Source organism: Pseudomonas sp. MF6394, from assembly GCF_002018845.1.
In the GTDB taxonomy this organism is placed as follows: domain Bacteria; phylum Pseudomonadota; class Gammaproteobacteria; order Pseudomonadales; family Pseudomonadaceae; genus Aquipseudomonas; species Aquipseudomonas lactis.
This window is the reverse complement of the sequence record NZ_MVOJ01000020.1, coordinates 1-22,367: the sequence shown is the minus strand read 5'-3', so window position 1 is coordinate 22,367 and position 22,367 is coordinate 1. Positions and strand designations below refer to the sequence as shown.

The following is a 22,367-nucleotide window of genomic DNA, read 5'->3' as shown; positions in this document are numbered from 1 at the left end:
TCGCGCTACATAGCTACGTCTTGAGGCTGCCGGGGTTTGGCTAGGCTGCGGTTTTACCGCTCACGGATGAACCGCTATGCCTGATGCAACCTTTACCGCCGACCTGCGCGGCGTGCACTACGACTTCCTCAAACAACGCGTGCCAAGCTGGTTCCTGAACGGCACGACCCAGCGCCAGGAAGAGCTGGGCCAGCACGAGATGGACATTCCTTCCTGGTACCTGGCCGCGACTCACCAAGACAAAACCACCCTGGCCGAGCAGCACACACGTTTTCGCGAAACCCTCAATTCAATCGAAGAGCATCTTGGCCAGATCGACGACATCCTGGCGTTTGCCGAGCAGCCGCTCAAGGACGCGATCAAAAAGCAGTTCAACCTGGAGTTGGATGTACGCAATGTGTTCCTCGTGCGCAAATATGCCTACAAAGGTGCTCGCGACGATTTCTACGGGGCCTTTGTTTTTGAACAGCAAAACGACCCCAGCCTGACCTACACCTACCGTGGCACATCCCTGCTGGAAGCGGCTCTGGCCAATTTCGAGGCCGATGAAGAACAGCCTTCGCCGTGCACCGATTGCCAACTCATTACCCGCTGGAATCCCGAGAACCCCCACATCATTGCGACATTCGCCGCCGTCAGCGCCCACGCGGTGGCGATCAAACCCCATGAGTTTGCCAAGCTGTGCCGCACCCTGGACCTCGGCGCGCAATACCAGAAGCACATCAAGGCGGTTGTCGAACCCGACGCCGCCCAAGAGCGCGAGGCGCTGGAGCAGTTGCTTGAGGAGCATCAACGCCAGCAACTGGCGCTGAGCATCGAGATTGCCCGGTTGCAGTTAAACGGCGCGTTGAGCGCCGATGCCTACCAGATGCTCAAACAGGTGGTGGCCGGTTCCGGCACACCGAAGCTGGCGGGCAAGCCGGTCACCTACGCCGCCCTCAAGGTGTTGGACCGCGTGCTGGTAGGGCCGCTGCTGATCGGGCCAGACCGTGAACGTTCGGACCGTACCGAGCCGCTGGTGGTGTACATACCCGGCGACCCGCAACAGCCGGTCAAGGAGTATGCCTCCAGTGGCGAGTTCATGGTCGATCTGCGCATGCGCTTGCACAGCGCATCCTATCGACGCTTTTTTAGCCGCTTTATACCGGTGCACGAGCAAGGCAGTTTTTTCGCCCGTTTCAGCCGGTTGTACCAGCCAGCCGATAACGGCAACGGTGGGGCCGATTATCCGCTGCGTACCTCGTTGGTGCGTTTGCCCATGGACGGCTTCCTGCTCAGTGGTGACCTTTGGCAGCGCAGTCGGCAGGCACATATCCGCAAGATTTTGAGTGATGCGCGGGCGGTGGCCGTACCCACCGAGGACGAGGATCGCAAGGCGCGGCTGGAGCGTCTGGAAGGGTTTTTCGACGCCGCTGTCAGCGTGTTCAACCTGGCGGCCTTCGTGGTGCCAGGGTTGGGGCCGATCATGCTGGCCGTGGGCGCGTCGCAGATGTGCTACGAGGTCTTTGAAGGGATAGAGGCTTATGGGCAAGGCGAGCCGCGGCAAATGTGGGCGCATTTTGCCTCGGTGGCGTTGAACGTGGCGTTTATTGCCACCGGCGCCAAGGTACTGCCTGCCGTCAAATGGCAGAGCGCGGTGGAGCATCTCAAGCCTGTGACGATGCCGTCCGGCAAGCAGGTGTTGTGGAACCCTGACCTCGCGCCCTACGAAGCACCCGTCAAACCGGCGCCCGAAGCCAAGGCCAACGCGCTGGGCCTGTACGACCACGACGGGCAGCAACTGGTGGCATTCGAGGACGCCCATTATCAGGTCAAGCAAGACCCCCTCACTGGCGATTACCGCATCCAGCACCCGACCCGCTCCGGCGCTTATGCCCCGGAGCTGGAACACAACCACAACGGGGTATGGAGCCATGAGCTGGAAGAACCGCTGACCTGGGATGAACCGACCTTGCTCAAGCGCCTGGGGCTTGTCGACCAGGCGGACCCGCTGCGCATCAGCGGTGTCGACACCGACGTGTTGCGCCAGGCCGCGCTCCATCACGAGCCGTTGCCGTGGTTATTGGAAGACACGCTCAAACGCTTCGAGCTGCACCAGCAGCTCACCACCTTTGCCGAGCGCATCAGAAGCAGCGACCCTTTGGAGTACTCGAAAGCCGAACCCAAGCTGCAATTTGACCTGCTTCAACGCCGCGGCCTGTTGCCTGACAACGTGGCGCTGAAAGTCATCGGCCCCCAGGGCGAGGTGCTCTGGGAGACGCCCGATGCACCGGCTTCAGCCAGCAAGCGCGTGATGGTGGTGACCGAAAGCGCCATGGCCCGGGGCGGTTTGCTGCGCGAGTTGTTGTATACGTTGCAGGGTGTCGACCCGCTGCTCAAGGAGTTTCCCGGCAGCCCCGAGGAGTCGCTGGAGGTGCGCGCCGGCAAGCTGCGCCACTATCTCGGCGATGCCGTTGACAGCCTCAAGGGGCCGTTGCTGGAACAACGCTACCAAGCGCTGAACCCTGCGCCCGATGCCGATGTGCAACGTCTGCTGGATACCTACCCGGCCTTGCCCACACCGGTCGCCGAGCGTGTGTTGCAAGGGGCGACGACGGATCAGTTGCAGGCCTTTCGCAGCACCCGCCGCTTGCCTGAGCCCCTGGCCACACAAGCCCGATGGTGTGCCCAGGAAACCCGGGTGGCCCGTGCCTACGAAGGGTTGCACCTGGACACCCAGACGCACCTCGATAGCCAGCGCCTGGCCTTGCGTACCCTGGAAACCCTGCCGGGCTGGCACCGGGGTTCGCGCATCGAGCTGCGTCAGTATTCGGCTGAAGGCACGGTGCTGGATGCCATCGGCTCGCCTGACTTTCCGCACAAACGCACATTGGTGCTGCTGGAAAGCGGCGACTTCCAAGCCTCCATGCCCGGTGATTTCTACAGCGCTATCTGGGAACAATTGGCGCTCGATGAGCGCCAGCGTCTGGGCTTGAGCAGTGCCGTTGAGCTCAAGCAGGCGATTCAACGCAGCCCGTTACCGCGAGAGCCGTTGCGCACGGTGCTGGAGGAGAACCCACTGCGCAAACCTGACTACGACCCGATGGCCAGGCTACTGGGCGGCGCCCCAGGGGTGCGCCAGTTGTTAAGGACGGCGGGGAATGTGCTTCGCTCCCCGGCGGAGCGGGTACGGCGGTTGTTTCCAACCTTCAGCGACGAGCAGGTCACGGCGTTCATTGAGTCGCTGGGTGAAGACGTGCGGGGCGAGTTGAGCCGCCGTGAGTTGGAGTACCGCACCCTGAAAAAAACCTTGAAAGTCTGGGCGCAAGCTAAGGGGCCGCGGGCCTTGGCCCCTTACAGCGAGGAGTGGCGTGTGAGCGAAGAGATCAAACGCTGCTGGCGCCGTGAGACCGGGAGCCAACTGCACATTCGCCTGCCCAGGGACAACCTCTATGGGGTGGATTTGCCCGCCATAAAAGGAGGCTTCGACCATGTCCAGGAATTGGTGTTGTCGAATGTCAAATGGGGTGGGCATTCCAGTGCATTGTTTCTCGAAAACTTTAACGAGCTGAACAGCTTGAGCATCACTGGGGCCGAAATGACCGAGCTGCCTGCGGTAATTGGCGACATGAAGCAGCTCACTGCGTTGAAGCTGCACGACAACGGCTTGCAGTTGACTGAACATAGCGCGGGCTTGGTGAGTAATCTCAATGCGCTGCAAGTGCTCGACCTGTCGAGTAATCCGCTGGGCGTAACGCCAGACTTCAGTGGCATGCCCCATTTAAGAGAGCTGAATCTGTATAGGACGCGCATCGAGCGGTGGCCCTCGGGGTTGAGAGAGCAAGCCGGGCTGGAGCGCCTCGACCTGCGTCAAAACCGTCTGCAACAGGTACCGCAGGACAACCTGGTGCCGCCCGCGGATCAATTGGAAAAAGTGGCACGGATCAACAATGTCACCTTGCTCGAGAATAATCGCTTCCCCCCCGATTATTGGAAAACCTTCGATAAGTACTGGCAGGACCTGGCCCAGTCGCGACCCGACCTGTTGCAAGGGGCACTGGAGGGCGCTTTCGACAGTAAAAATCCGCGCATCGAGAAGGTGCAGTACATGTACCCCGAGTACTCCGTGCAGAAGGCCAGGGCGCTTATCTGGTCCTGGGGTGAAGGGGCCGAGGCGCAGCTCAACCGCCTCTGGCAAGAGCATTCTGTGCTGCTGCGGCAGTTGAACGGGTGGCTGTTCTCAGGCGGTGGTGAGCGCCAGCGCTATGTGCGTGTTGGCGAGCGTGCCAATGACGCAGGGTCTTTGCGTGACCGCCACCAGGCCTGGGACCGCATCTTGCGCTGCTGGAGGCAAGAAACACCGCAACAGCTCACCAATGATGGCGAACCTTTCGGCCTGGAGTTGAACCTCAGTGATCTGAACCTGCCGAGCCTGCCTGACCTGGACGCGGATTTCAGCCATGTGGGTTCGCTCAAACTGAGCAATATGAACCTTCGAACCTCGCCGGAAGGGTTCCTCGCGCGTTTTCGCGGGGTGCGCTGGCTCGATGTGTCCAAGAACCAGTTGCGTGAGTTACCGCCGGCGGTCGGGCAGATGCATGGCTTGACCCGCTTGTCCCTGCAAAACAACCGGATCCGCCTGACTGCCGATTCGGCGGCGATACTCTCGTCACGCACCACGCTCAAGGCTCTGGTACTCAATTCAAACCCCCTGAGTAGGGCGCCGGACTTCAGCCAAATGACCAACCTGCACTCGTTGGGCATGGGGGCCACCGGCCTCGATACCTGGCCTACCGGCTTGGACGAGCTCCCCCTGTTGGACATGGTGTACCTGCGAGGCAACAATATTTCCGCCTTGCCCGATGCGCTGATCGCCCCGTCGGACGAGCAACTGGAACAGACACTGCGGGTCACCCGGGTAACCGACCTGGGCCTTAACCCGCTGTCCGCCGATACGCGACAACGCATCAACGCCTACGGCGACCGGCTCACCGCCACCGAGCGAGCAGCCAATCGATTGGTCGCCAGTGTGACGAGTGCGGTGGATGGCCCGGTGGTGTCGCATGACGCGGATGCTCCGTTTCGGCGCTGGGCCACGGGCTTTTCCACTGAGCAGTTGGCGCAGCGCCGGCTCCAGTGGTCCACCCTGCGTGCGTTACCGGGTTCGGACGGCTTCTTTGAAGTGCTCCGGGACCTGGAAATAGCGCCTGCCGGGCGTGAAGACTTGCAGCGCCGCATCTGGGAGGTGATCGATGGCATCACGCAAAACAGCAATGAGTCCGAGCAGTTGCGCAAGGAGATGTTCGAGTGGGCGGGGCGGGCGGCCTGCTGTGACCGGGCGGCGTTGACCTTCAGCAACCTGGAGATCTTGCTGATGACCTACAACGCCAAGGCACTCGCTTTGGACTCGACCCAGGGTGCGGCCCTGCTGGAGCTGTCCAAGGGGCTGTTCCGTCTCGATGAGCTGGAAAAGATCGCCCTGGAGGATATCGACCAGCGCAGGGCCGCGATCAACGCGCGTGAGGGCTTGACCCCTGCCCAACGAGAGAGCGCCTTGAGGGCCGTGGAAGAGGTGGAGGTGCGCATGGCGTATCGCCATGGGCTCAAGGATCGCCTTGAATTGCCCGGCCAACCGCAGCAGGCCCGGTTTGCTCATTTCGGCAATGTGACCCAGGCCATGCTTGATGCGGCCTACCAGCGGGTGCTCAGCCTGGATAACTCCGCCCAGGAGTTGCAAGCGATGCTCGCCAGAGACTTCTGGAAAGACTATGTGGCGAATAAATACCGGGCGCAGTTTGAAGCACAGAACGAACCCCATCACGAACAAATGGAAGCCTTGCAGCGCGATTTCGAGGCCGGGACGCTGCCCCGTGCAACCTACGACACCAAGGTCAAGGCATTGCAGGCGCAGTTCGAGATTGAAGAAGCACAATTGATCGAACGCTTGAGCCGCGATGAAGTGGCGCAGGCGCTGGTGCCGACAGCGAGCCTTGAAGTCTTGGTAGAGAACGCCAGCCCCGGGCTGCAACTGTCCCAGGCGCAAGCCATCGACTTCAATGGCAAGCGCTACTTCGTGGCGAGCATGCCCGATGCGGGTGATGGCGAGCATTACGTGTTATGGGTACAAGCGGCGGATAACCCCTTGCGCCTGACCAGTAGCGCAATCGTGGCCAAGCCTGATGTCAAGGGCGTGTGGCGCCGCCGAGGCCTGGCGGGCGGTATGGCGCCGCCGGGGTCCGACGATGAGTTTGTCGACGCGTCGGAATCCATGCCGGTCAAGCCCTATACAACGGCCGAACTCAGTTACATGCGCCGGGAAGTGCACTTTACGGCCAACCCTAATCCGGTCGGCAGTTACATCCGCGCCAACAACGGTAAGTACCCACTCAGGGATTACCAGGGCAGGCCGATCCGTATCCGAACCCTGGAGAGGCAAGTGACCTTGGATTCCGGCGCGCAATACACCTCCGCGCAGGTCAAACCCTACATCCAGTTCGAAGGCTATGAGCACGTCGGTGCACGCTATGAAGCGCAACTGCAACTGCGCACGTTCACCGCGCAGGATGTGAAAGTGCCTGGCGAAAAGGCGTTGATCGGCCAGTCCATGGTGGTGGCCAACCGGCGTATCGCCAAAGGGGAAATCGTCGGTGTCTACGGCGGTACCGTACTGCCGTCGGGGATCTTCGGCGAGGGCGGCCAGACCTACACCATGAAGGTGGGCAGCCAGAAGGTCGCCGAGGGTAACGTTCTGATGGAGGTGCCGATTCATTTGTCGGGGGACAATATTCTGTCGCGAATAAACACTCACTTTGAATATGACGAAAACGGCAAGCCGCTGCGCCAGGCGCCAAGTGGCTATAACGTCGAGACAGTGGGGTTTGATGTTGAGGCCGACATGTGGCTGGGCATGGGGCCGGGGGCGCAGATAAAGCGCAAGCCGTTCATCCTCAACACCCTTTTCGCCACTGAAGACATCGCCGCGGGCACCGAGCTGCGATTGGACTACCAATACACCGAGGGGATGATAAAAAAGCTGTTCGCTTGATCCTACGCAGGTCGGTAACCCGTCCGTCGTCGTAAATAGCGGTATCGCATCTTGAAAGACCGCGTTTTGCCCCAATCTTGTGGGCATATCCAGGCGGTACACAGCCATTGCATTAAATCTGTGTGCCGCCGCTTAACTTATGACGCGCCCTGACATCAATTCCCAGGCTGCCAGCCATGGCGTGCCGTGTGGCGGGCTGCGCGATATCGATAACGGATGGTGATGCCCCCATGGATTTCAAAGACTATTACAAGATTCTCGGTGTCGAGCCGACGGCTGACGACAAGGAGATCAAGTCGGCTTATCGCAAGCTGGCGCGTAAATATCACCCGGACGTCAGCAAAGAAAAGGATGCCGAAGCCAAGTTCAAGGATGCGTCCGAGGCCTATGAAGCGCTGAAAAGTGCCGACAAACGCGCCGAATACGATGAACTGCGCAAATACGGCCAGCATGGCCAGCCGTTCCAGGGGCCGCCGGGCTGGCAGAGCCGTGGAGGCTTTGGTGGCGGCCAGGACGCGGGCGACTTTTCGGACTTTTTCAGTTCGATCTTCGGCTCGCGCGGCGATGCTTTCGGTGGCGGCCAGCGTCGTCCTACCGGGCGCAAGGGCCAGGACGTGGAGATGCACCTCACGGTTTCCCTGGAGGAAACCCTGTCCACCGAGTCCAAGCAGATCAGCTTCCAGGTGCCGCAATACGATGCCTCCGGTCGGCATGTGAGCAATACCACCAAAAGCCTGAACGTGAAGATCCCGGCCGGTGTGGCCGATGGCGAGCGCATTCGCCTCAAGGCCCAGGGCGCACCGGGCATCGGTGGCGGGGCCAATGGTGATTTGTACCTGATCATCAAGTTTGCGCCCCACCCCAAGTTCGAGGTGGACGGCGAAAACCTGATCATCAACCTGCCGCTGGCACCCTGGGAGTTGGCGTTGGGCGCGGAAGTGGCCGTGCCGACCCTCACCGGCAAGATCAACCTCAAGGTGCCTGCCGGCAGCCAGAACGGCCAGCGCATGCGTGCCAAGGGCCATGGTTTGCTGAACAAGGCCGGGCAACGCGGCTACCTGTTCATTCAGCTCAAGGCGGTCATGCCTGCGGCGGGTAACGACGATGTGAAAGCGTTGTGGCAGGAGCTGGCGCAAAAAGCCGCTTTTAACCCACGCGAGCAGTTCTGAGGCCTACGCGAATACGCTGTACCTGTGGTGAGGGCGCAAGCTCCCTCACCACATGAGGCGAAGCTAGAACAGGAAATACCGCTGCGCCATCGGCAACACTTCAGCCGGTTCACACCACAGCAACACACCGTCGGCCTTGACCTGATACGTCTGCGGGTCCACCTCGATATCCGGCAAATAGTCGTTGTGGATCAGGTCCGTTTTCTGCACATCGCGGCAACCCTTGACCACTGCAATCTGCTTTTTCAAACCCAGGGCCTCGGGCAGGCCTGCGGCCTGTGCTGCCTGGCTGATAAACGTCAGGCTGGTGGCGTGCAGGGAGCTGCCGAAGCTGGCAAACATAGGGCGGTAATGCACCGGTTGCGGTGTGGGGATGGAGGCGTTGGCGTCGCCCATCAGGCTCGAAGCAATGGCGCCGCCCTTGAGAATCAGCGTCGGCTTGATGCCGAAGAACGCCGGGCGCCACAGCACCAGGTCGGCCCATTTGCCGACTTCGATGGAGCCGACGATATGGCTGATGCCGTGAGTGATCGCCGGGTTGATGGTGTACTTGGCGATGTAGCGTTTGGCGCGGAAGTTATCGTTGCCCGCGCCGTCGCCCGGCAGGGGGCCACGTTGTTTTTTCATCTTGTCGGCGGTCTGCCAGGTGCGCGTGATCACCTCACCGACACGGCCCATGGCCTGGCTGTCGGAGCTGATCATCGAGAACGCGCCGAGGTCGTGCAGGATGTCTTCGGCGGCGATGGTTTCGCGGCGGATGCGGCTTTCGGCGAAGGCCACATCTTCGGCGATGCTCGGGTCCAGGTGGTGACACACCATCAACATGTCCAGGTGTTCGTCGATGGTGTTGCGCGTGAACGGCCGCGTCGGGTTGGTGGAGCTGGGCAGCACATTGGGGAAACCGCAGGCCTTGATGATATCCGGCGCGTGGCCACCACCGGCGCCTTCGGTGTGGTACGTGTGAATGGTGCGGCCCTTGAGCGCGGCGAGGGTGGTTTCGACAAAGCCCGACTCATTGAGAGTGTCGCTGTGGATTGCCACCTGCACGTCGTAGGCATCGGCGACGCTCAGGCAGTTATCGATGCTCGCCGGCGTTGTGCCCCAGTCTTCGTGCAGCTTCAAGCCGATAGCACCGGCCTTGACCTGCTCGATCAGCGGTTCGGGCAGACTGGCGTTGCCCTTGCCGGTAAAGCCAATGTTCATCGGGAACGAATCGCTGGCCTGCAGCATCCGCGCAAGGTGCCACGGGCCGGAGGTGCAGGTGGTGGCGTTGGTGCCGGTAGCCGGCCCGGTGCCGCCGCCAATCATGGTGGTGACGCCGCTGGTCAGCGCCTCTTCGATCTGTTGTGGGCAAATGAAATGCACATGGGAGTCGATGCCGCCGGCGGTGAGGATCATGCCTTCCCCGGCAATCACTTCGGTGCTGGCGCCGATGGCCATGGTCACGCCGGGCTGGATGTCCGGGTTGCCGGCTTTGCCAATCGCGTGGATGCGGCCATTCTTCAAGCCGACGTCGGCCTTGACGATGCCCCAGTGGTCGATGATCAATGCATTGGTGATCAGCGTGTCGACCACTTCATGGGCGAGCAATTGGCTCTGGCCCTGGCCGTCGCGGATTACCTTGCCGCCGCCGAATTTGACCTCTTCGCCGTAGACGGTGAAGTCCTGTTCCACTTCGACGAACAGTTCGGTGTCGGCCAGGCGCACCTTGTCACCGACGGTGGGGCCGTACATGTCGGCGTAGGCTTGGCGGGTGATTTTCATGTGTGTGCCCTGAACAATAGGTGTGGAATGTGAAATCGCTATCGCAGGCAAGCCAGCTCCCACAGGGGATTGCATTCCAACTGTGGGAGCTGGCTTGCCTGCGATGAGGCCCTAAAGGTCGCCCATGACCCGCCCTGCAAACCCAAATACCCGCCTTGCACCACTCAACTCCACCAATTCCACCTCCCGACGCTGCCCCGGCTCAAACCGCACCGCCGTGCCCGCCGGAATATTCAGGCGCATGCCACGGCTGGCCGCTCGGTCGAATTGCAGCGCGTCATTGGTCTCGAAAAAGTGGTAATGCGAGCCCACCTGGATCGGCCGGTCGCCGCTGTTGGCCACGCCGAGGGTGAGGGTGCGGCGGCCGACATTCAGTTCGATCTCGCCAGGCTGGATCTGATATTCACCAGGAATCATGCAGGTTGCCCCAGGGTCTTGAAGTAGATGGCGGTCGGGCTGTAGCGCCCGTCCGGGCTTTGGCAATAGTCGGGGAGCTCACCGAGCTTGGTGTAGCGCAGCGACTGGTAAAAGGCTTCGGCGCCGGAGCCGGCCTCGGTGTCCAGGTACAGCAGGCCACGCTTGTGCTGGCGCGCGGCGAGTTCCAGGGCATTCATCAATTGTTGGCCCAGGCCATGGCGACGGGCGCTGCTGTGCACCAGCAACTTTTGCACCTCGGCGCGGTTCAGGCCGTTGGCTTTCTGGCACAGCGCCAATTGCACGCTGGCGATCACCTGCTCGTCGCGCACCACCACCCACAGCAGCAGGCTGCTGTCCTCGACGCCGGCTTGCACGCTGCTCAGGTAGTCCCGGGCCTGGGCCTCATCGAAGTCGGCCATGAAGCCCACCGAAGCGCCATGCTGCACCGCGTCCAGCAACAGCTCGATCAAGCCCCGGCGGTAATGAGCAAAACTTTCCGCATTGACTCGACGCAGTTGTGCAACGCTCATCGATGTCACTCCTTGGGCGGTTGTGCGCCCGGGTTCAAGGTCAGTTGCATAAAGGTCAGGTCAAGCCAGCGGCCAAACTTGATACCCACTTGGGGCATTTGCCCGGTGGTGATGAAGCCCAGGCGTTCATGCAGGCGGATCGAGGCCAGGTTGCCGCTTTCGATGGCGGCGACCATCACGTGTTTGCCACCGGTGCGAGCGCGCTCGATCAATGCCGCCATCAGGTGCGGGCCGAGGCCTTTGCCGCGTTGGTCGCTGCGCACGTACACCGAGTGTTCGACGCTGTAGCGAAAGCCTTCGAAGGGGCGCCAGTCGCCGAACGAGGCGTAACCGGTGACTTCGTTGTTTTCCACAGCCACCAGGATCGGATAGCCCTGGGCCTGGCGCGCACTGAACCAGGCTTGGCGGTTGGCCAGGTCCACCGGTTGCTCGTTCCAGATCGCCGTGGTGTTCAACACCGCGTCGTTGTAGATGGCGCGAATTGCCGGCAGGTCGTGTTCGGTTGCATCACGAATCATGGCTGCGCCTCACGCGATGGGCTGGTGGACGGTGACCAGCTTGGTGCCGTCGGGGAACGTGGCTTCCACCTGGATATCCGGGATCATTTCCGGGATGCCTTCCATCACTTGTTCGCGGCTGAGCAGGGTGGTGCCGTAGTGCATCAGGTCGGCCACGGTGCGGCCATCGCGGGCGCCTTCCATCAAGGCGGCGGAGATATAGGCGATGGTCTCCGGGTAGTTGAGCTTCACCCCGCGCGCCAGGCGCCGCTCGGCGACCAGGCCTGCGGTGAAGATCAGCAGTTTGTCTTTTTCCCGTGGGGTCAGGTCCATGGTTCAAGGTCCTTCAAACATCATTTATAAATACACTGCAGATCCCCTGTGGGAGCGGGCTTGCTCGCGAAAGCGGTAGGTCCGTTTCGAATGCGTCGACTGACACACCGCTTTCGCGAGCAAGCCCGCTCCCACATTTTGATCATCATGTGCTCCAGATTCGTGGTGCGACTGCTTCTCGCCCCAGCACTGCCGGGCGTAGCAATTTCCATAGATCAATCAACCATCCCCGCGCCAGCAACGCTTCACTGGCCAGGCACCGCGCCACCAGTAATCCAGGCAGTTGGGTCAGGTCACCGCGCACCGCGTGGGGCAGTGAGCGGCATTGTTCCAGTAATTGTGCATCGACTTCACCGGTCACCAGCAACGTGGCAAACACCGGCTGCCCATCCAGCCCGATAGGCGAATCCAACAACCCATCGGCGCCCACAATGCGCTGGCGTTCGTGCCAGAGCAACTGGCCATCGCGGCGAATGTCCAGGTGCGATTGAAAGTGGCCCAGGTCGAACCGTTCGCCACTGGCCGGGCGGCCCAGGGCGACCACATCCCAATAGAACAACCGCGCATCGCCCGACAGCTCGACTCGCGTGGTGAGTTCGGCCTGGGCGGCGCTGAACACGATGGTTTCCTGAGGTAGCCACTCCAGGGTCGCGCCGGCCTCCACGGTCAGTTCCAGTTGTTGAAACGCCGGGCCGCTGGCGCGGTACCACTTGGCGGCGCCAGGGCTGGTCAGTTGGGCCCAGGCTCCGGTGCCCACATGGGCGCTGATGTCCAGGCGATCGCCACCGGCAATCCCGCCGGGCGGGTGCACGATGATGTGCTGGCACACTTGGGGGCCTTCGGCGTACAGGTGTTTTTGCACCCGCAGCGGGCCAAGGTGACGGCGCAGCACCGGGCGCGTGGTGTCATTGACACGCGCGTAGCCGAGTTCCAGCTCGGCGTGCCAGCTGGGGGTGAACAGGGCAGGGGAAACGGGCAGGTTCATGAGCGTGTGCTTATCGTTAGGAGGCTACAGATTAGATGGTTACCAGCCCGCGCACACCGTCGCTTTCCATATTTTCACCACGGCCCTGCTGCACGATTTCGCCACGGGACATCACCAGGTACTGGTCTGCCAGCTCAGCGGCAAAGTCATAGAACTGCTCCACCAACAGGATCGCCATGTCGCCGCGCGCCGCGAGCTTTTTGATCACCGCGCCAATTTCCTTGATCACCGACGGCTGGATGCCTTCGGTGGGTTCATCGAGGATCAACAGGCGTGGGCGGCTGGCCAGGGCACGGCCAATTGCCAACTGTTGCTGCTGGCCGCCGGACAAGTCACCGCCACGTCGATGCTTCATTTGCAGCAACACCGGGAACAGTTCGTAGATGAAGGCCGGCACTTCCTTGGCTTCGGAGCCGGGGAAACGCGACAGCCCCATCAGCAGGTTTTCTTCCACGGTCAGCCGCGCGAATATCTCCCGGCCCTGAGGCACGTAGGCGATCCCGGCATGCACGCGCTGGTGCGGCTTGAAGCCGGTGATGGTCTTGCCTTCCCAGTTCACCGCGCCTTCCTTGGCGGGCAACAGGCCCATCAGGCACTTGAGCAGGGTGGTCTTGCCCACGCCGTTACGCCCGAGCAGGCAAGTGACTTCGCCGATCTTCACATCAAAAGACAGCCCACGCAGGATGTGGCTACCGCCGTAGTACTGGTGCAGCTTGTCGACTTGCAGCATTCTCAAAACCTCCTCAATCCCCCTGCGGGAACCGGATCAACTGTGGGAGCTGGCTTGCCTGCGATAGCGGTGAGTCGTCTGCATCGCAGGCAAGCCAGCTCCCACATAAAGCCGTTCGTGTCAGTGTTAGCGGCCGAGGTAGACCTCGATCACCCGCTCGTTTTCCTGCACCTGTTCCAGCGACCCTTCGGCCAGCACGCTGCCCTGGTGCAACACGGTCACGTGGTCGGCAATCGAGCCGACAAACCCCATGTCGTGTTCCACCACCATCAACGAGTGCTTGCCGGCCAGGCGCTTGAACAGTTCGGCGGTGAACTCGGTCTCGGCGTCGGTCATGCCTGCCACCGGTTCATCGAGCAGCAACAGTTGCGGGTCTTGCATCAGCAGCATGCCGATTTCCAGGAACTGCTTCTGGCCGTGGGACAGCAAACCGGCGGGGCGATGCACGGAAGCGGTGAGGCGGATGGTGTCGAGCACTTCTTCGATGCGGTCCTTCTGCTCACCGTTGAGGCGCGCACGCAGGCTGGCCCACACCGACTTGTCGGTCTTCTGCGCCAGCTCCAGGTTTTCGAACACGCTCAAGGCTTCGAACACCGTGGGTTTCTGGAATTTGCGCCCGATGCCGGCCTGGGCGATTTGCACTTCGCTCATGCGGGTCAGGTCCAGGGTTTCGCCAAACCAGGCCTTGCCGTGGCTGGGCCGGGTCTTGCCGGTGATCACGTCCATCAGTGTGGTCTTGCCGGCGCCGTTGGGGCCGATGATGCAGCGCAATTCGCCCACGCCGATGTACAGGTTCAGGTCGTTGAGGGCCTTGAATCCGTCAAAGCTGACGCTGATATCTTCCAGGGTCAGAATGGTGCCGTGGCGGGTGTTGAGTCCTTTGCCCGCCACCTGGCCGATGCCAATCGCATCGCGGCCGCTGCCTGCGTCGAAAATAGGTTCAAGCATGACGTTCCTCATTTCTTCAGCAGGCCGATAACGCCCTTGGGCAGGTACAGGGTGACGATGATGAACAGCGCCCCCAGGAAGAACAGCCAGTACTCGGGGAAGGCCACGGTGAACCAGCTTTTCATGCCATTGACCACACCGGCGCCGAGCAGCGGCCCGATCAGCGTGCCACGCCCGCCCAGCGCCACCCACACGGCGGCTTCGATGGAGTTGGTCGGTGACATTTCGCTGGGGTTAATGATGCCCACCTGCGGCACATACAGCGCGCCGGCAAGGCCGCACAACACCGCGCTCAACACCCACACGAACAGCTTGAAACCGCGTGGGTCGTAGCCGCAGAACATCAGGCGGTTCTCGGCATCGCGCAGGGCGGTGAGCACACGCCCGAACTTGCTCTTCGCCAGGCGCCAGCCAATGTAGAGGCTGGCAACCAGCAACAGCACCGTGGCGATAAACAACACCGCCCGCGTGCCCGGTTCAGTGATGCCAAAACCTAAGATGCTGCGGAAGTTGGTAAAGCCGTTGTTGCCGCCGAACCCGGTCTCGTTGCGAAAGAACAACAGCATCCCGGCGAACGTCAGAGCCTGGGTCATGATCGAGAAATACACGCCCTTGATCCGCGAGCGGAAGGCGAAGAAACCGAACACCAACGCCAGCACACCGGGGGCCAGTACCACCAGGCACAACGCCCAGAGGAAGTGGTCGGTGCCGGCCCAGTACCAAGGCAATTCGGTCCAGGACAAGAAGGTCATGAACGCCGGCAACTCATCGCCCGACGCCTGGCGCATCAAGTACATGCCCATGGCGTAGCCGCCCAGGGCGAAGAACAAACCGTGGCCCAGGGACAACATCCCGGCGTACCCCCACACCAGGTCGAGCGCCAGGGCGACGATGGCGTAGCAGAGAATCTTGCCCACCAGGGTCAAGGTGTAGGCCGATACATGCAGAGGGTTGTCGGCAGACAATAACGAACACAAGGGCAACGCCAGCAGCAGGAGCAGGATGACCGCACCGACTGCAATCGTGACTTTAGGGCCGGCCTTTTGCGTGGCCGTAAGCATCAATGGCTGGTTCATCAGTCGATCACCCGTCCTTTCAGTGCGAAGAGTCCTTGCGGGCGTTTCTGGATAAACAGAATGATCAGCGCGAGGATCAGGATCTTGCCGAGCACGGCACCGATCTGGGGTTCGAGGATCTTGTTGGCGATCCCTAAGCCAAAGGCGGCCATGACACTGCCGGCCAACTGGCCGACGCCGCCGAGCACAACCACCAGGAACGAGTCGATGATGTAGCTCTGGCCCAAGTCCGGGCCGACGTTGCCGATCTGGCTCAGCGCCACGCCGCCCAAACCTGCGATACCGGAACCGAGGCCGAAGGCGAGCATGTCCACGCGCCCGGTGGGCACGCCGCAGCAGGCGGCCATGTTGCGGTTCTGGGTGACGGCGCGCACGTTCAGACCCAGGCGCGTCTTGTTCAGCAGCAGCCAGGTGAGCACCACCACGAACAGCGCGAAGGCAATGATGACGATGCGGTTGTACGGCAGCACCAGGTTGGGCAGCACCTGGATGCCGCCGGACAGCCAGGCCGGGTTCGACACTTCGACGTTCTGCGCGCCGAACACCAGGCGCACCAGCTGGATCAGCATCAGGCTGATGCCCCAGGTGGCGAGCAGGGTTTCCAGTGGGCGGCCATACAAGTGACGGATGACTGTGCGTTCCAGCGCCATGCCGATGGCCGCAGTGACAAAGAACGCCACCGGCAACGCGATCAATGGGTAGAACTCGATGGCCTGGGGCACATAGCGCTGCATCATCAACTGCACCACATAGGTGGAGTAGGCGCCGAGCATCAGCATCTCGCCGTGGGCCATGTTGATCACGCCGAGCAAGCCGAAGGTGATCGCCAAGCCCAGGGCCGCCAACAGCAGGATCGAGCCCAGGGACATACCGCTGAACGCCTGGCCGAGGATTTCACCCATCATCAGTTTGCGTTTGACTTGGGCCAGGCTGGTTTCAGCAGCGGTATGCACGGCCGCGTCGGCTTCCACGCCGGGTGCCAGCAGCGCTTCAAGGCGCGTGCGGGCCAGCGGGTCGCCCGTGCTGCCGAGCAAGCGCACGGCCGCCAGGCGCACCACCGGGTCGGGGTCGACCAGTTGCAGGTTGGCCAGGGCCAGGCTGAGGGCGCTGTGCACCTGCTCATCCGTCTCGGCGGCGACCTGCTGGTCGAGGAATTTCAGTTGTGCAGGCACCGCGCTTTTTTGCAGGGTGCGCGCTGCCTCCAGGCGCACCTTGGGGTCGGCGGCGAGCAGTTGCTGGCTGGCTTGCACGTTATTGATCAAGCCGCGCAGGCGGTTGTTCAGGCGCACGGTCTTGGTTTCGCCGTTGAGCGTGAGTTGGCCTTGCTCAAGGGCATCCACCAACTCGATACGCGTTGGGTCGGGTTGGGCGGCCCAGTCCTGCAGGAGTTTGGCTTGCTGCACCGGGTTGGCGGCAAGGAAGTCTTCGGCGTCGCTGGCGTGTGCGCCAAAGGGCAGCAGCAACAGCAGGGCGAGGATGAGGCGATGGAGGGCAGTGGGCATAGCAAAATGTCCTGGTCATGCGGGGACAGTGTGGGAGCAGGCTGTGTGTGGGAGCTGGCTTGCCTGCGATGGCATCGCTGCGGTGTGTCAGGCACACCGAGTTGTTTGCATCGCAGGCAAGCCAGCTCCCACAGTGACCATGTCCCACATTCGAGCTGTGGGGGCTTTAGTTGCTCTTCACGGCATAGTCCGGCTTTTTGTCATTGCCCGGGATGTAGGGGCTCCACGGCTGTGCACGAATCGGCGCTTCGGTCTGCCACACTACCGAAAACTGCCCGTCGGCCTGGATCTCACCGATCATCACCGGCTTGTGCAGGTGGTGGTTGGTCTTGTCCATGGTCAGGGTGAAGCCCGACGGCGCGGCGAAGGTCTGGCCGCCCAGGGCTTCACGCACTTTGTCGACGTCGGTGGACTTGGCTTTTTCCGCCGCCTGCGCCCACATATGGATGCCCACATAGGTGGCTTCCATCGGGTCGTTGGTCACGGCTTTGTCGGCGCCCGGCAGGTTGTGTTTCTTGGCATAGGCTTTCCAGTCGGCCACGAACTTCTGGTTCACCGGGTTCTCCACCGACTGGAAGTAGTTCCAGGCCGCGAGGTTGCCCACCAACGGCTTGGTGTCGATGCCACGCAGTTCTTCTTCACCCACCGAGAACGCCACCACCGGTACCTCGGTGGCTTTCAAGCCTTGGTTGGCCAGCTCTTTGTAGAACGGCACGTTGGAGTCGCCATTGACGGTGGAGACCACAGCCGTCTTGCCACCGGCGGAGAACTTCTTGATGTTGGCAACGATGGTCTGGTAATCGGCGTGGCCGAACGGGGTGTACACCTCTTCGATGTCTTTATCCGCCACGCCTTTGGAGTGCAGGAACGAGCGCAGGATCTTGTTGGTGGTGCGCGGGTACACGTAGTCGGTGCCGAGCAGGAAGAAACGCTTGGCGCTGCCGCCTTCTTCGCTCATCAGGTATTCCACCGCCGGGATCGCCTGCTGGTTCGGCGCCGCACCGGTATAGAACACGTTGGGCGACATCTCTTCGCCTTCGTACTGCACCGGGTAGAACAGCAAGCCGTTGAGTTCTTCAAACACCGGCAACACCGATTTACGCGACACCGAGGTCCAGCAGCCGAACACCACGGCGACCTTGTCCTGGGTCAGCAGTTGCCGGCCTTTCTCGGCGAACAGCGGCCAGTTGGACGCAGGGTCCACCACCACCGGTTCGAGCATCTTGCCGTTCACCCCGCCTTTGGCGTTGATCTCGTCGATGGTCATCAGCGCCATGTCTTTAAGCGAGGTTTCGGAGATCGCCATGGTCCCGGACAACGAGTGCAGGATGCCGACCTTGATGGTCTCGGCGGCCTGGACGGTCCAGGTCAAACCCATGGCGGCAATGGATGCCGACAAAGTGAAAGCCTTGATCAAGCTGCGACGCTTCATGGTGCGATCTCCGTGTACCGATAATTGTTGTGGGGCAGATACACAGGGCTTTGCAAGGGCTGTGCCTGCTACGCCAGACACGGGTTTACCGGCGGGTTCAGGAGGTAAAGCTGCTCCGTGGCGCACCAGGTTGGCGCCACGCAGGCCGTTGAGTGCACGGCAGGCTTCAAAAGAGGGCGTTGCGCGACAATGCTTCAGGCGGTTGCGCTAATGCGTGACAGCAGCAAGCGATCCAGCGCCCATACCAGGACCAACGAAACCCCTACCAACGGGAAAATGATCGCAAGCCCGAGCATGATCGCCATCGCGGTTTTCCACTTCGGCAAGTCATGACGCAGCGGCGGCACGCCCAGCCCACCTTGTGGCCGACGCTTCCACCAGATCACCACGCCGCTGACCGCGCTGAGCAGAATCATCAGGCAGATCACCAGCACGATCAGTTGGTTGACCCAGCCGAACATCTTGCCTTCGTGCAGCATCACACCCGTCTCGGTGGCGCGTGCGACCAGGTTGTAATGATCCCAACGCACATCGGCCAGGACCTTGCCGGTGTACTGGTCCACATGCAGGGTGGCGTCGTTGCGCGGGTCGTCGGCGAACACCGCGACGGTGAACACACCGGTGGCGGTGGTGGGGAAGGTGATGCTGTAGCCGGGCTCGACCTTGCGCGCGTTGGCCAGGTCGACCACCTGTTGCAGGCGCACCGTGGGTGCGGCCGGGCCTGCGTGCATTGCGCCGTGATTCATGTGTTCGGCGTGGTCGCCGGACATCGGCATCGGCGTGTTTTCCAGGGCCCAGGGCACGGTTTGCTGGGTGGCCGTGTTGAGTACACGGGCCTGCTGGTCGGACTGCGGCACGTTGTTCCACATCGCTGCCGGGAAGGTGTTCCACAGGTCGGCGTATTGCTTGCCCCAGAAGCCGGTCCAGGTCATGCCGCTGAGCAGCATCACCAGCAGGAACGCCGCGCCCCAGAACCCGGCGACAGCGTGCAGGTCGCGCCAGAACAAGCGGCCACGGCTACCGAAGCGCGGCCACAACACCCCGGCCGAAGACTTGCCCCGCGGCCACCACAGGTACAGGCCGGACACCACCAGCATCACGCCCCAGCCAGCGGCGAGTTCGATCAGGCGATCACCGACGGTGCCGATCATCAGTTCGCCGTGCAGGGCGCGGACGATGGCTTGCAGGTTGTTGTTTGCGTCTTGCTCACCGAGGACGGTGCCGCGATAGGGGTCGATGAACACTGTCACTTCGTGGGCGTCGTTGCGCATCACGAACTGCGCGCTGCGAGTGGCGTCGGCAGGGGGCAGGTATTTACTGATCGCGGCGTGAGGGTAGGCGGCCTGGGCGCGCCGCAGTTGCTCGTCGGCGCTCAGCGCGTGTTCGGCGGCGGGCACGGTAAGCAGGTGGCCGTACATCAGCGGGTCGAGCTGAGGTTTGAACAGGTAGATGATGCCGGTGAGGGCCAGCAGCACCATGAAGGGGGCGACGAAGAGGCCGGCGTAGAAATGCCAGCGCCAGGCCAGGTTGTAGAAGGAAATTTTTTGTGTGGTCATCGGGGGCTCCGCATAAGGCTTTTGATTTTTCTTGGTCTGTTACACCGTCATCGCAGGCAAGTCAGCTCCCACATTGGAATGTATTCCACCTGTGAGGGCTGGCTTGCCTGCAATGCTTTTAGAAGCTCATGTCCACCTTGGTCCAGAGCGTACGCCCCGGTTCCTTGATGGCCTGCGGGTCGTTGGCTGGGTAACCGAAGCCTGCGTTACCGGCCAGGTTCAAGTGCTCGGCGTAAGCCTTGCCAAACAAATTGTCGACCCCGGTGCTGACCTTGAAGTGCTTGTTGATGCGGTAGGCCGCATTCAACGAGAACACGCCAAAGCCGCCACTTTTGTCGTAGTCCTTGCCGACCACGTTGCCCTTGTTCGGGTCGATGCGGTTTTGTGCCGCGACCACGCGCCACAAGGCGCCGGCGCTCCAGTCGTCTTCGCTGTAAGTCAGGCCCAGGCGCGTGTCCAGCGGTGGCATTTGGGGCAGGGCCTTGCCGTCGCTGCTGTTCTTGCCCCAGGCATAGGCCAGGCTGGCGTCGGCTTTCCAGTGTTGGCTCAGCTTGTACGCCGCGCCCACTTCGCCGCCCATGATGCGTGCGTCCACATTGCGCGCCTGGGAGGTGGTGCCCATCATGCCGGGCCTGTAGTCGAACAGAATGAAGTCGCGCACCTGGCCGACATAGCCCGAGGCCCAGGCTTCCAGGTCGGCGCTCTTGTATTGGGCACCGAAGTCGAGCTGGGTGGTTTTTTCCGGTTTCACGCCGTCGAAGGCATTCACCGAACCGGCCGCGCCGGTGTTGGGGGAAAACAGTTCCCAGTAATCCGGGAAACGTTCCGCGTGGCCCAGGCCGGCATACAGCGTGGTGGGGCTGTCCGCCAGGTCGTGTTCATAGCGCACAAAGCCCGAGGGCAACGTATCGGCGCGGGTGTCGCCGGCAGTCGGGTTCGGGCGCGACATCATTCCCGAGCCGGTGCGTTGACGGAAGTCCTTGGCCGAGGCGCGGTCCAGGCGTGCGCCGGTGATCAGGCGATCATTGTCGGCGGCGTACCAGGTCAGTTCGCCGAACACACCGTAGTTGTGGAAATTGGCGTCCTTGTTGCGTGGCGCATCCTTATAGGTGTCGATGCCCATGCCGCTGCGTGCACGGTGTTCATTGGTCTGTGCATCCAGGCCGCTGATCAATTGCACATCGGCCCAGCGCCAGGTCGCCTTGATACGTGCGCCGAGGGTGCGGCGGTCGACGTTGGACGCCATGGGGCCCGCCATCATGCCGGTGCCCGAAGGGACGCGCAGGCTGTAGTTGTCCATCACATGGTCGGCGTAGTTGTAGTAGACCTGGGCCTCGACCTTATCCAGCACCTCGCCGATATTGGACTTTTCGAAACGCAGCCCCAGGCTTTCGCGCAGGAACTGCGAGCCATCCATGCCGCGCCCGGCGTAGCGCGCCTCGCCGTCGCCACGCCCGGCGGTGAGTTCCAGCAGGGTGTCGGCGTCGGGCGTGAAACCCACGGCTACGTCACCGTTCCACTTGTCATAGCGCGAGGCGACCGTGTCGTTGTTGCCGTCCTTGTAATCGTCGGCGTGGGCCTGGTTGCCGATCACCCGCACGTAGCCCAATGGCCCGCCGGCAGCGGCATCGATGACCTTGTCGAAACGCCCGTTGGAGCCGGCCAGCACACTGGCATTGACCCGCGTGCCCAGCTCGCCGAACTGCTCCGGTTCACGCTCGAACAGGATGGTGCCCGCTGACGCGCCCGGGCCCCAGAGCACGGTTTGCGGGCCTTTGATTACGGTGAGCTTGTCGTAGGTTTCCGGCGATATGTAGGAGGTGGGGGCATCCATACGCCCCGGGCAGGCGCCGAGCATCATGCCGCCGTTGGTGAGGATATTCAGGCGCGAGCCGAACATGCCGCGCAGTACCGGGTCGCCATTGGTGCCGCCGTTGCGCACCAGGGCGAAGCCGGGGATGGTCTTGAGGTAGTCGCCGCCATCGCTGGCGGGCACCGGTTGGCGTGGGTCTTTGGGGTTGGTGACCACGGTCAGCGGCGAGCTGGGGGCAATAGCGGTGATGACCGTGGGGCTCAGCTCATGCTCGTCGGCGTGAGCGTGGGCAGCCAATAGTGCGCCGCATAACGCGGTGAGCAGGGCAGTACTTCCCAAACGGGTGTCAGCAGAAAACCTGGACATGACAAATTCCATCAATCAATCGTAAACAACACGGCCAGCAGCCTGCGGCTGTCTGTCTAAAGTCGGCCGGGGTGAAGTAACGCGGTGAAGGGCTTACGAAACGATGGGCGGCGCACGGCTACGGGCGCCGGGGAAGATGCTCTGCCGGGCATGGCCCCGGGGGTGTCGCCTAAACACAACCGACACCACCGCCCAATAGAAGACTGTCATCTCGCGACGGTGCGG

General features: G+C 62.0%; 15 protein-coding genes. 2 read left to right on the top strand and 13 right to left on the bottom strand.

What is annotated here, in order from left to right; genetic code table 11:
• The first annotated feature begins 76 nt into the window (after positions 1-76).
• Both MF6394_RS19850 and MF6394_RS19845 read left to right on the top strand, forming a co-directional pair.
• A complete protein-coding gene (locus MF6394_RS19850) occupies positions 77-7,024 on the top strand; it encodes an NEL-type E3 ubiquitin ligase domain-containing protein (RefSeq protein ID WP_078467370.1) in 6,948 nt (2,315 codons plus the stop codon).
• A gap of 230 nt (positions 7,025-7,254) precedes the next feature.
• Positions 7,255-8,193, top strand: coding sequence for a DnaJ C-terminal domain-containing protein (locus MF6394_RS19845; protein ID WP_078467369.1), 939 nt, complete (start codon positions 7,255-7,257; stop codon positions 8,191-8,193).
• Positions 8,194-8,256: 63 nt separating this feature from the next.
• Here MF6394_RS19845 and ureC read toward each other — a convergent pair whose 3' ends face one another.
• The 13 genes from ureC to MF6394_RS19780 form a co-directional block, all read right to left on the bottom strand.
• Positions 8,257-9,957 (bottom strand): urease subunit alpha, encoded by a 1,701-nt coding sequence (gene ureC / locus MF6394_RS19840; RefSeq protein WP_032893788.1) that lies wholly within the window; start codon positions 9,955-9,957, stop codon positions 8,257-8,259.
• Between the two features lie 111 nt (positions 9,958-10,068).
• Positions 10,069-10,374 (bottom strand): urease subunit beta, encoded by a 306-nt coding sequence (locus MF6394_RS19835; RefSeq protein WP_032893787.1) that lies wholly within the window; start codon positions 10,372-10,374, stop codon positions 10,069-10,071.
• Positions 10,371-10,904, bottom strand: coding sequence for a GNAT family N-acetyltransferase (locus MF6394_RS19830; protein ID WP_044271056.1), 534 nt, complete (start codon positions 10,902-10,904; stop codon positions 10,371-10,373). The genes MF6394_RS19835 and MF6394_RS19830 overlap by 4 nt, the downstream gene beginning before the upstream one ends.
• A gap of 5 nt (positions 10,905-10,909) precedes the next feature.
• Positions 10,910-11,422 (bottom strand): GNAT family N-acetyltransferase, encoded by a 513-nt coding sequence (locus MF6394_RS19825; RefSeq protein ID WP_044271058.1) that lies wholly within the window; start codon positions 11,420-11,422, stop codon positions 10,910-10,912.
• Between the two features lie 9 nt (positions 11,423-11,431).
• The gene (gene ureA, locus MF6394_RS19820; RefSeq protein WP_003171437.1) at positions 11,432-11,734 is read right to left on the bottom strand and encodes an urease subunit gamma; all 303 of its coding nucleotides are present in this window, start codon (positions 11,732-11,734) and stop codon (positions 11,432-11,434) included.
• Positions 11,735-11,879: 145 nt separating this feature from the next.
• Complete coding sequence (locus tag MF6394_RS19815; RefSeq protein WP_078467368.1) at positions 11,880-12,719, bottom strand: urease accessory protein UreD; 840 nt, start codon at positions 12,717-12,719, stop codon at positions 11,880-11,882.
• A 31-nt stretch (positions 12,720-12,750) separates the two neighbouring features.
• Positions 12,751-13,449, bottom strand: a complete 699-nt coding sequence (gene urtE, locus MF6394_RS19810) for an urea ABC transporter ATP-binding subunit UrtE (RefSeq protein WP_044271064.1) — start codon at positions 13,447-13,449, stop codon at positions 12,751-12,753.
• Between the two features lie 126 nt (positions 13,450-13,575).
• Positions 13,576-14,409 carry an urea ABC transporter ATP-binding protein UrtD gene (gene urtD / locus MF6394_RS19805; protein ID WP_014716710.1) on the bottom strand — a complete coding sequence of 278 codons (834 nt, stop codon included), beginning with the start codon at positions 14,407-14,409 and terminating at the stop codon, positions 13,576-13,578.
• On the bottom strand, positions 14,406-15,473 hold the full coding sequence (urtC, locus tag MF6394_RS19800; protein ID WP_014716711.1) for an urea ABC transporter permease subunit UrtC: 1,068 nt from the start codon (positions 15,471-15,473) through the stop codon (positions 14,406-14,408). The genes urtD and urtC overlap by 4 nt, the downstream gene beginning before the upstream one ends.
• Positions 15,473-16,975, bottom strand: a complete 1,503-nt coding sequence (gene urtB / locus MF6394_RS19795; protein WP_044271067.1) for an urea ABC transporter permease subunit UrtB — start codon at positions 16,973-16,975, stop codon at positions 15,473-15,475. The genes urtC and urtB overlap by 1 nt, the downstream gene beginning before the upstream one ends.
• A gap of 166 nt (positions 16,976-17,141) precedes the next feature.
• A complete protein-coding gene (urtA, locus tag MF6394_RS19790) occupies positions 17,142-18,407 on the bottom strand; it encodes an urea ABC transporter substrate-binding protein (RefSeq protein ID WP_003188149.1) in 1,266 nt (421 codons plus the stop codon).
• Positions 18,408-18,601: 194 nt separating this feature from the next.
• Positions 18,602-19,963: a PepSY-associated TM helix domain-containing protein gene (locus tag MF6394_RS19785; protein WP_078467367.1), complete on the bottom strand. Its 1,362-nt coding sequence runs from the start codon at positions 19,961-19,963 to the stop codon at positions 18,602-18,604.
• 118 nt (positions 19,964-20,081) lie between these two features.
• On the bottom strand, positions 20,082-22,142 hold the full coding sequence (locus tag MF6394_RS19780) for a TonB-dependent copper receptor (RefSeq protein ID WP_078467366.1): 2,061 nt from the start codon (positions 22,140-22,142) through the stop codon (positions 20,082-20,084).
• Between the last annotated feature and the right edge of the window lie 225 nt (positions 22,143-22,367).

Bases quoted from the DNA above. Each gene is read 5' to 3' on its own strand.
- MF6394_RS19845 (WP_078467369.1), top strand. From the start codon at position 7,255: ATGGATTTCAAAGACTATTACAAGATTCTCGGTGTCGAGCCGACGGCT.
- urtD (WP_014716710.1), bottom strand. From the start codon at position 14,409: ATGAGGAACGTCATGCTTGAACCTATTTTCGACGCAGGCAGCGGCCGC.
- MF6394_RS19850 (WP_078467370.1), top strand. From the start codon at position 77: ATGCCTGATGCAACCTTTACCGCCGACCTGCGCGGCGTGCACTACGAC.
- urtC (WP_014716711.1), bottom strand. From the start codon at position 15,473: ATGAACCAGCCATTGATGCTTACGGCCACGCAAAAGGCCGGCCCTAAA.
- ureA (WP_003171437.1), bottom strand. From the start codon at position 11,734: ATGGACCTGACCCCACGGGAAAAAGACAAACTGCTGATCTTCACCGCA.
- MF6394_RS19830 (WP_044271056.1), bottom strand. From the start codon at position 10,904: ATGAGCGTTGCACAACTGCGTCGAGTCAATGCGGAAAGTTTTGCTCAT.
- urtA (WP_003188149.1), bottom strand. From the start codon at position 18,407: ATGAAGCGTCGCAGCTTGATCAAGGCTTTCACTTTGTCGGCATCCATT.
- MF6394_RS19835 (WP_032893787.1), bottom strand. From the start codon at position 10,374: ATGATTCCTGGTGAATATCAGATCCAGCCTGGCGAGATCGAACTGAAT.
- MF6394_RS19785 (WP_078467367.1), bottom strand. From the start codon at position 19,963: ATGACCACACAAAAAATTTCCTTCTACAACCTGGCCTGGCGCTGGCAT.
- ureC (WP_032893788.1), bottom strand. From the start codon at position 9,957: ATGAAAATCACCCGCCAAGCCTACGCCGACATGTACGGCCCCACCGTC.
- MF6394_RS19825 (WP_044271058.1), bottom strand. From the start codon at position 11,422: ATGATTCGTGATGCAACCGAACACGACCTGCCGGCAATTCGCGCCATC.
- urtE (WP_044271064.1), bottom strand. From the start codon at position 13,449: ATGCTGCAAGTCGACAAGCTGCACCAGTACTACGGCGGTAGCCACATC.
- MF6394_RS19815 (WP_078467368.1), bottom strand. From the start codon at position 12,719: ATGAACCTGCCCGTTTCCCCTGCCCTGTTCACCCCCAGCTGGCACGCC.
- MF6394_RS19780 (WP_078467366.1), bottom strand. From the start codon at position 22,142: ATGTCCAGGTTTTCTGCTGACACCCGTTTGGGAAGTACTGCCCTGCTC.
- urtB (WP_044271067.1), bottom strand. From the start codon at position 16,975: ATGCCCACTGCCCTCCATCGCCTCATCCTCGCCCTGCTGTTGCTGCTG.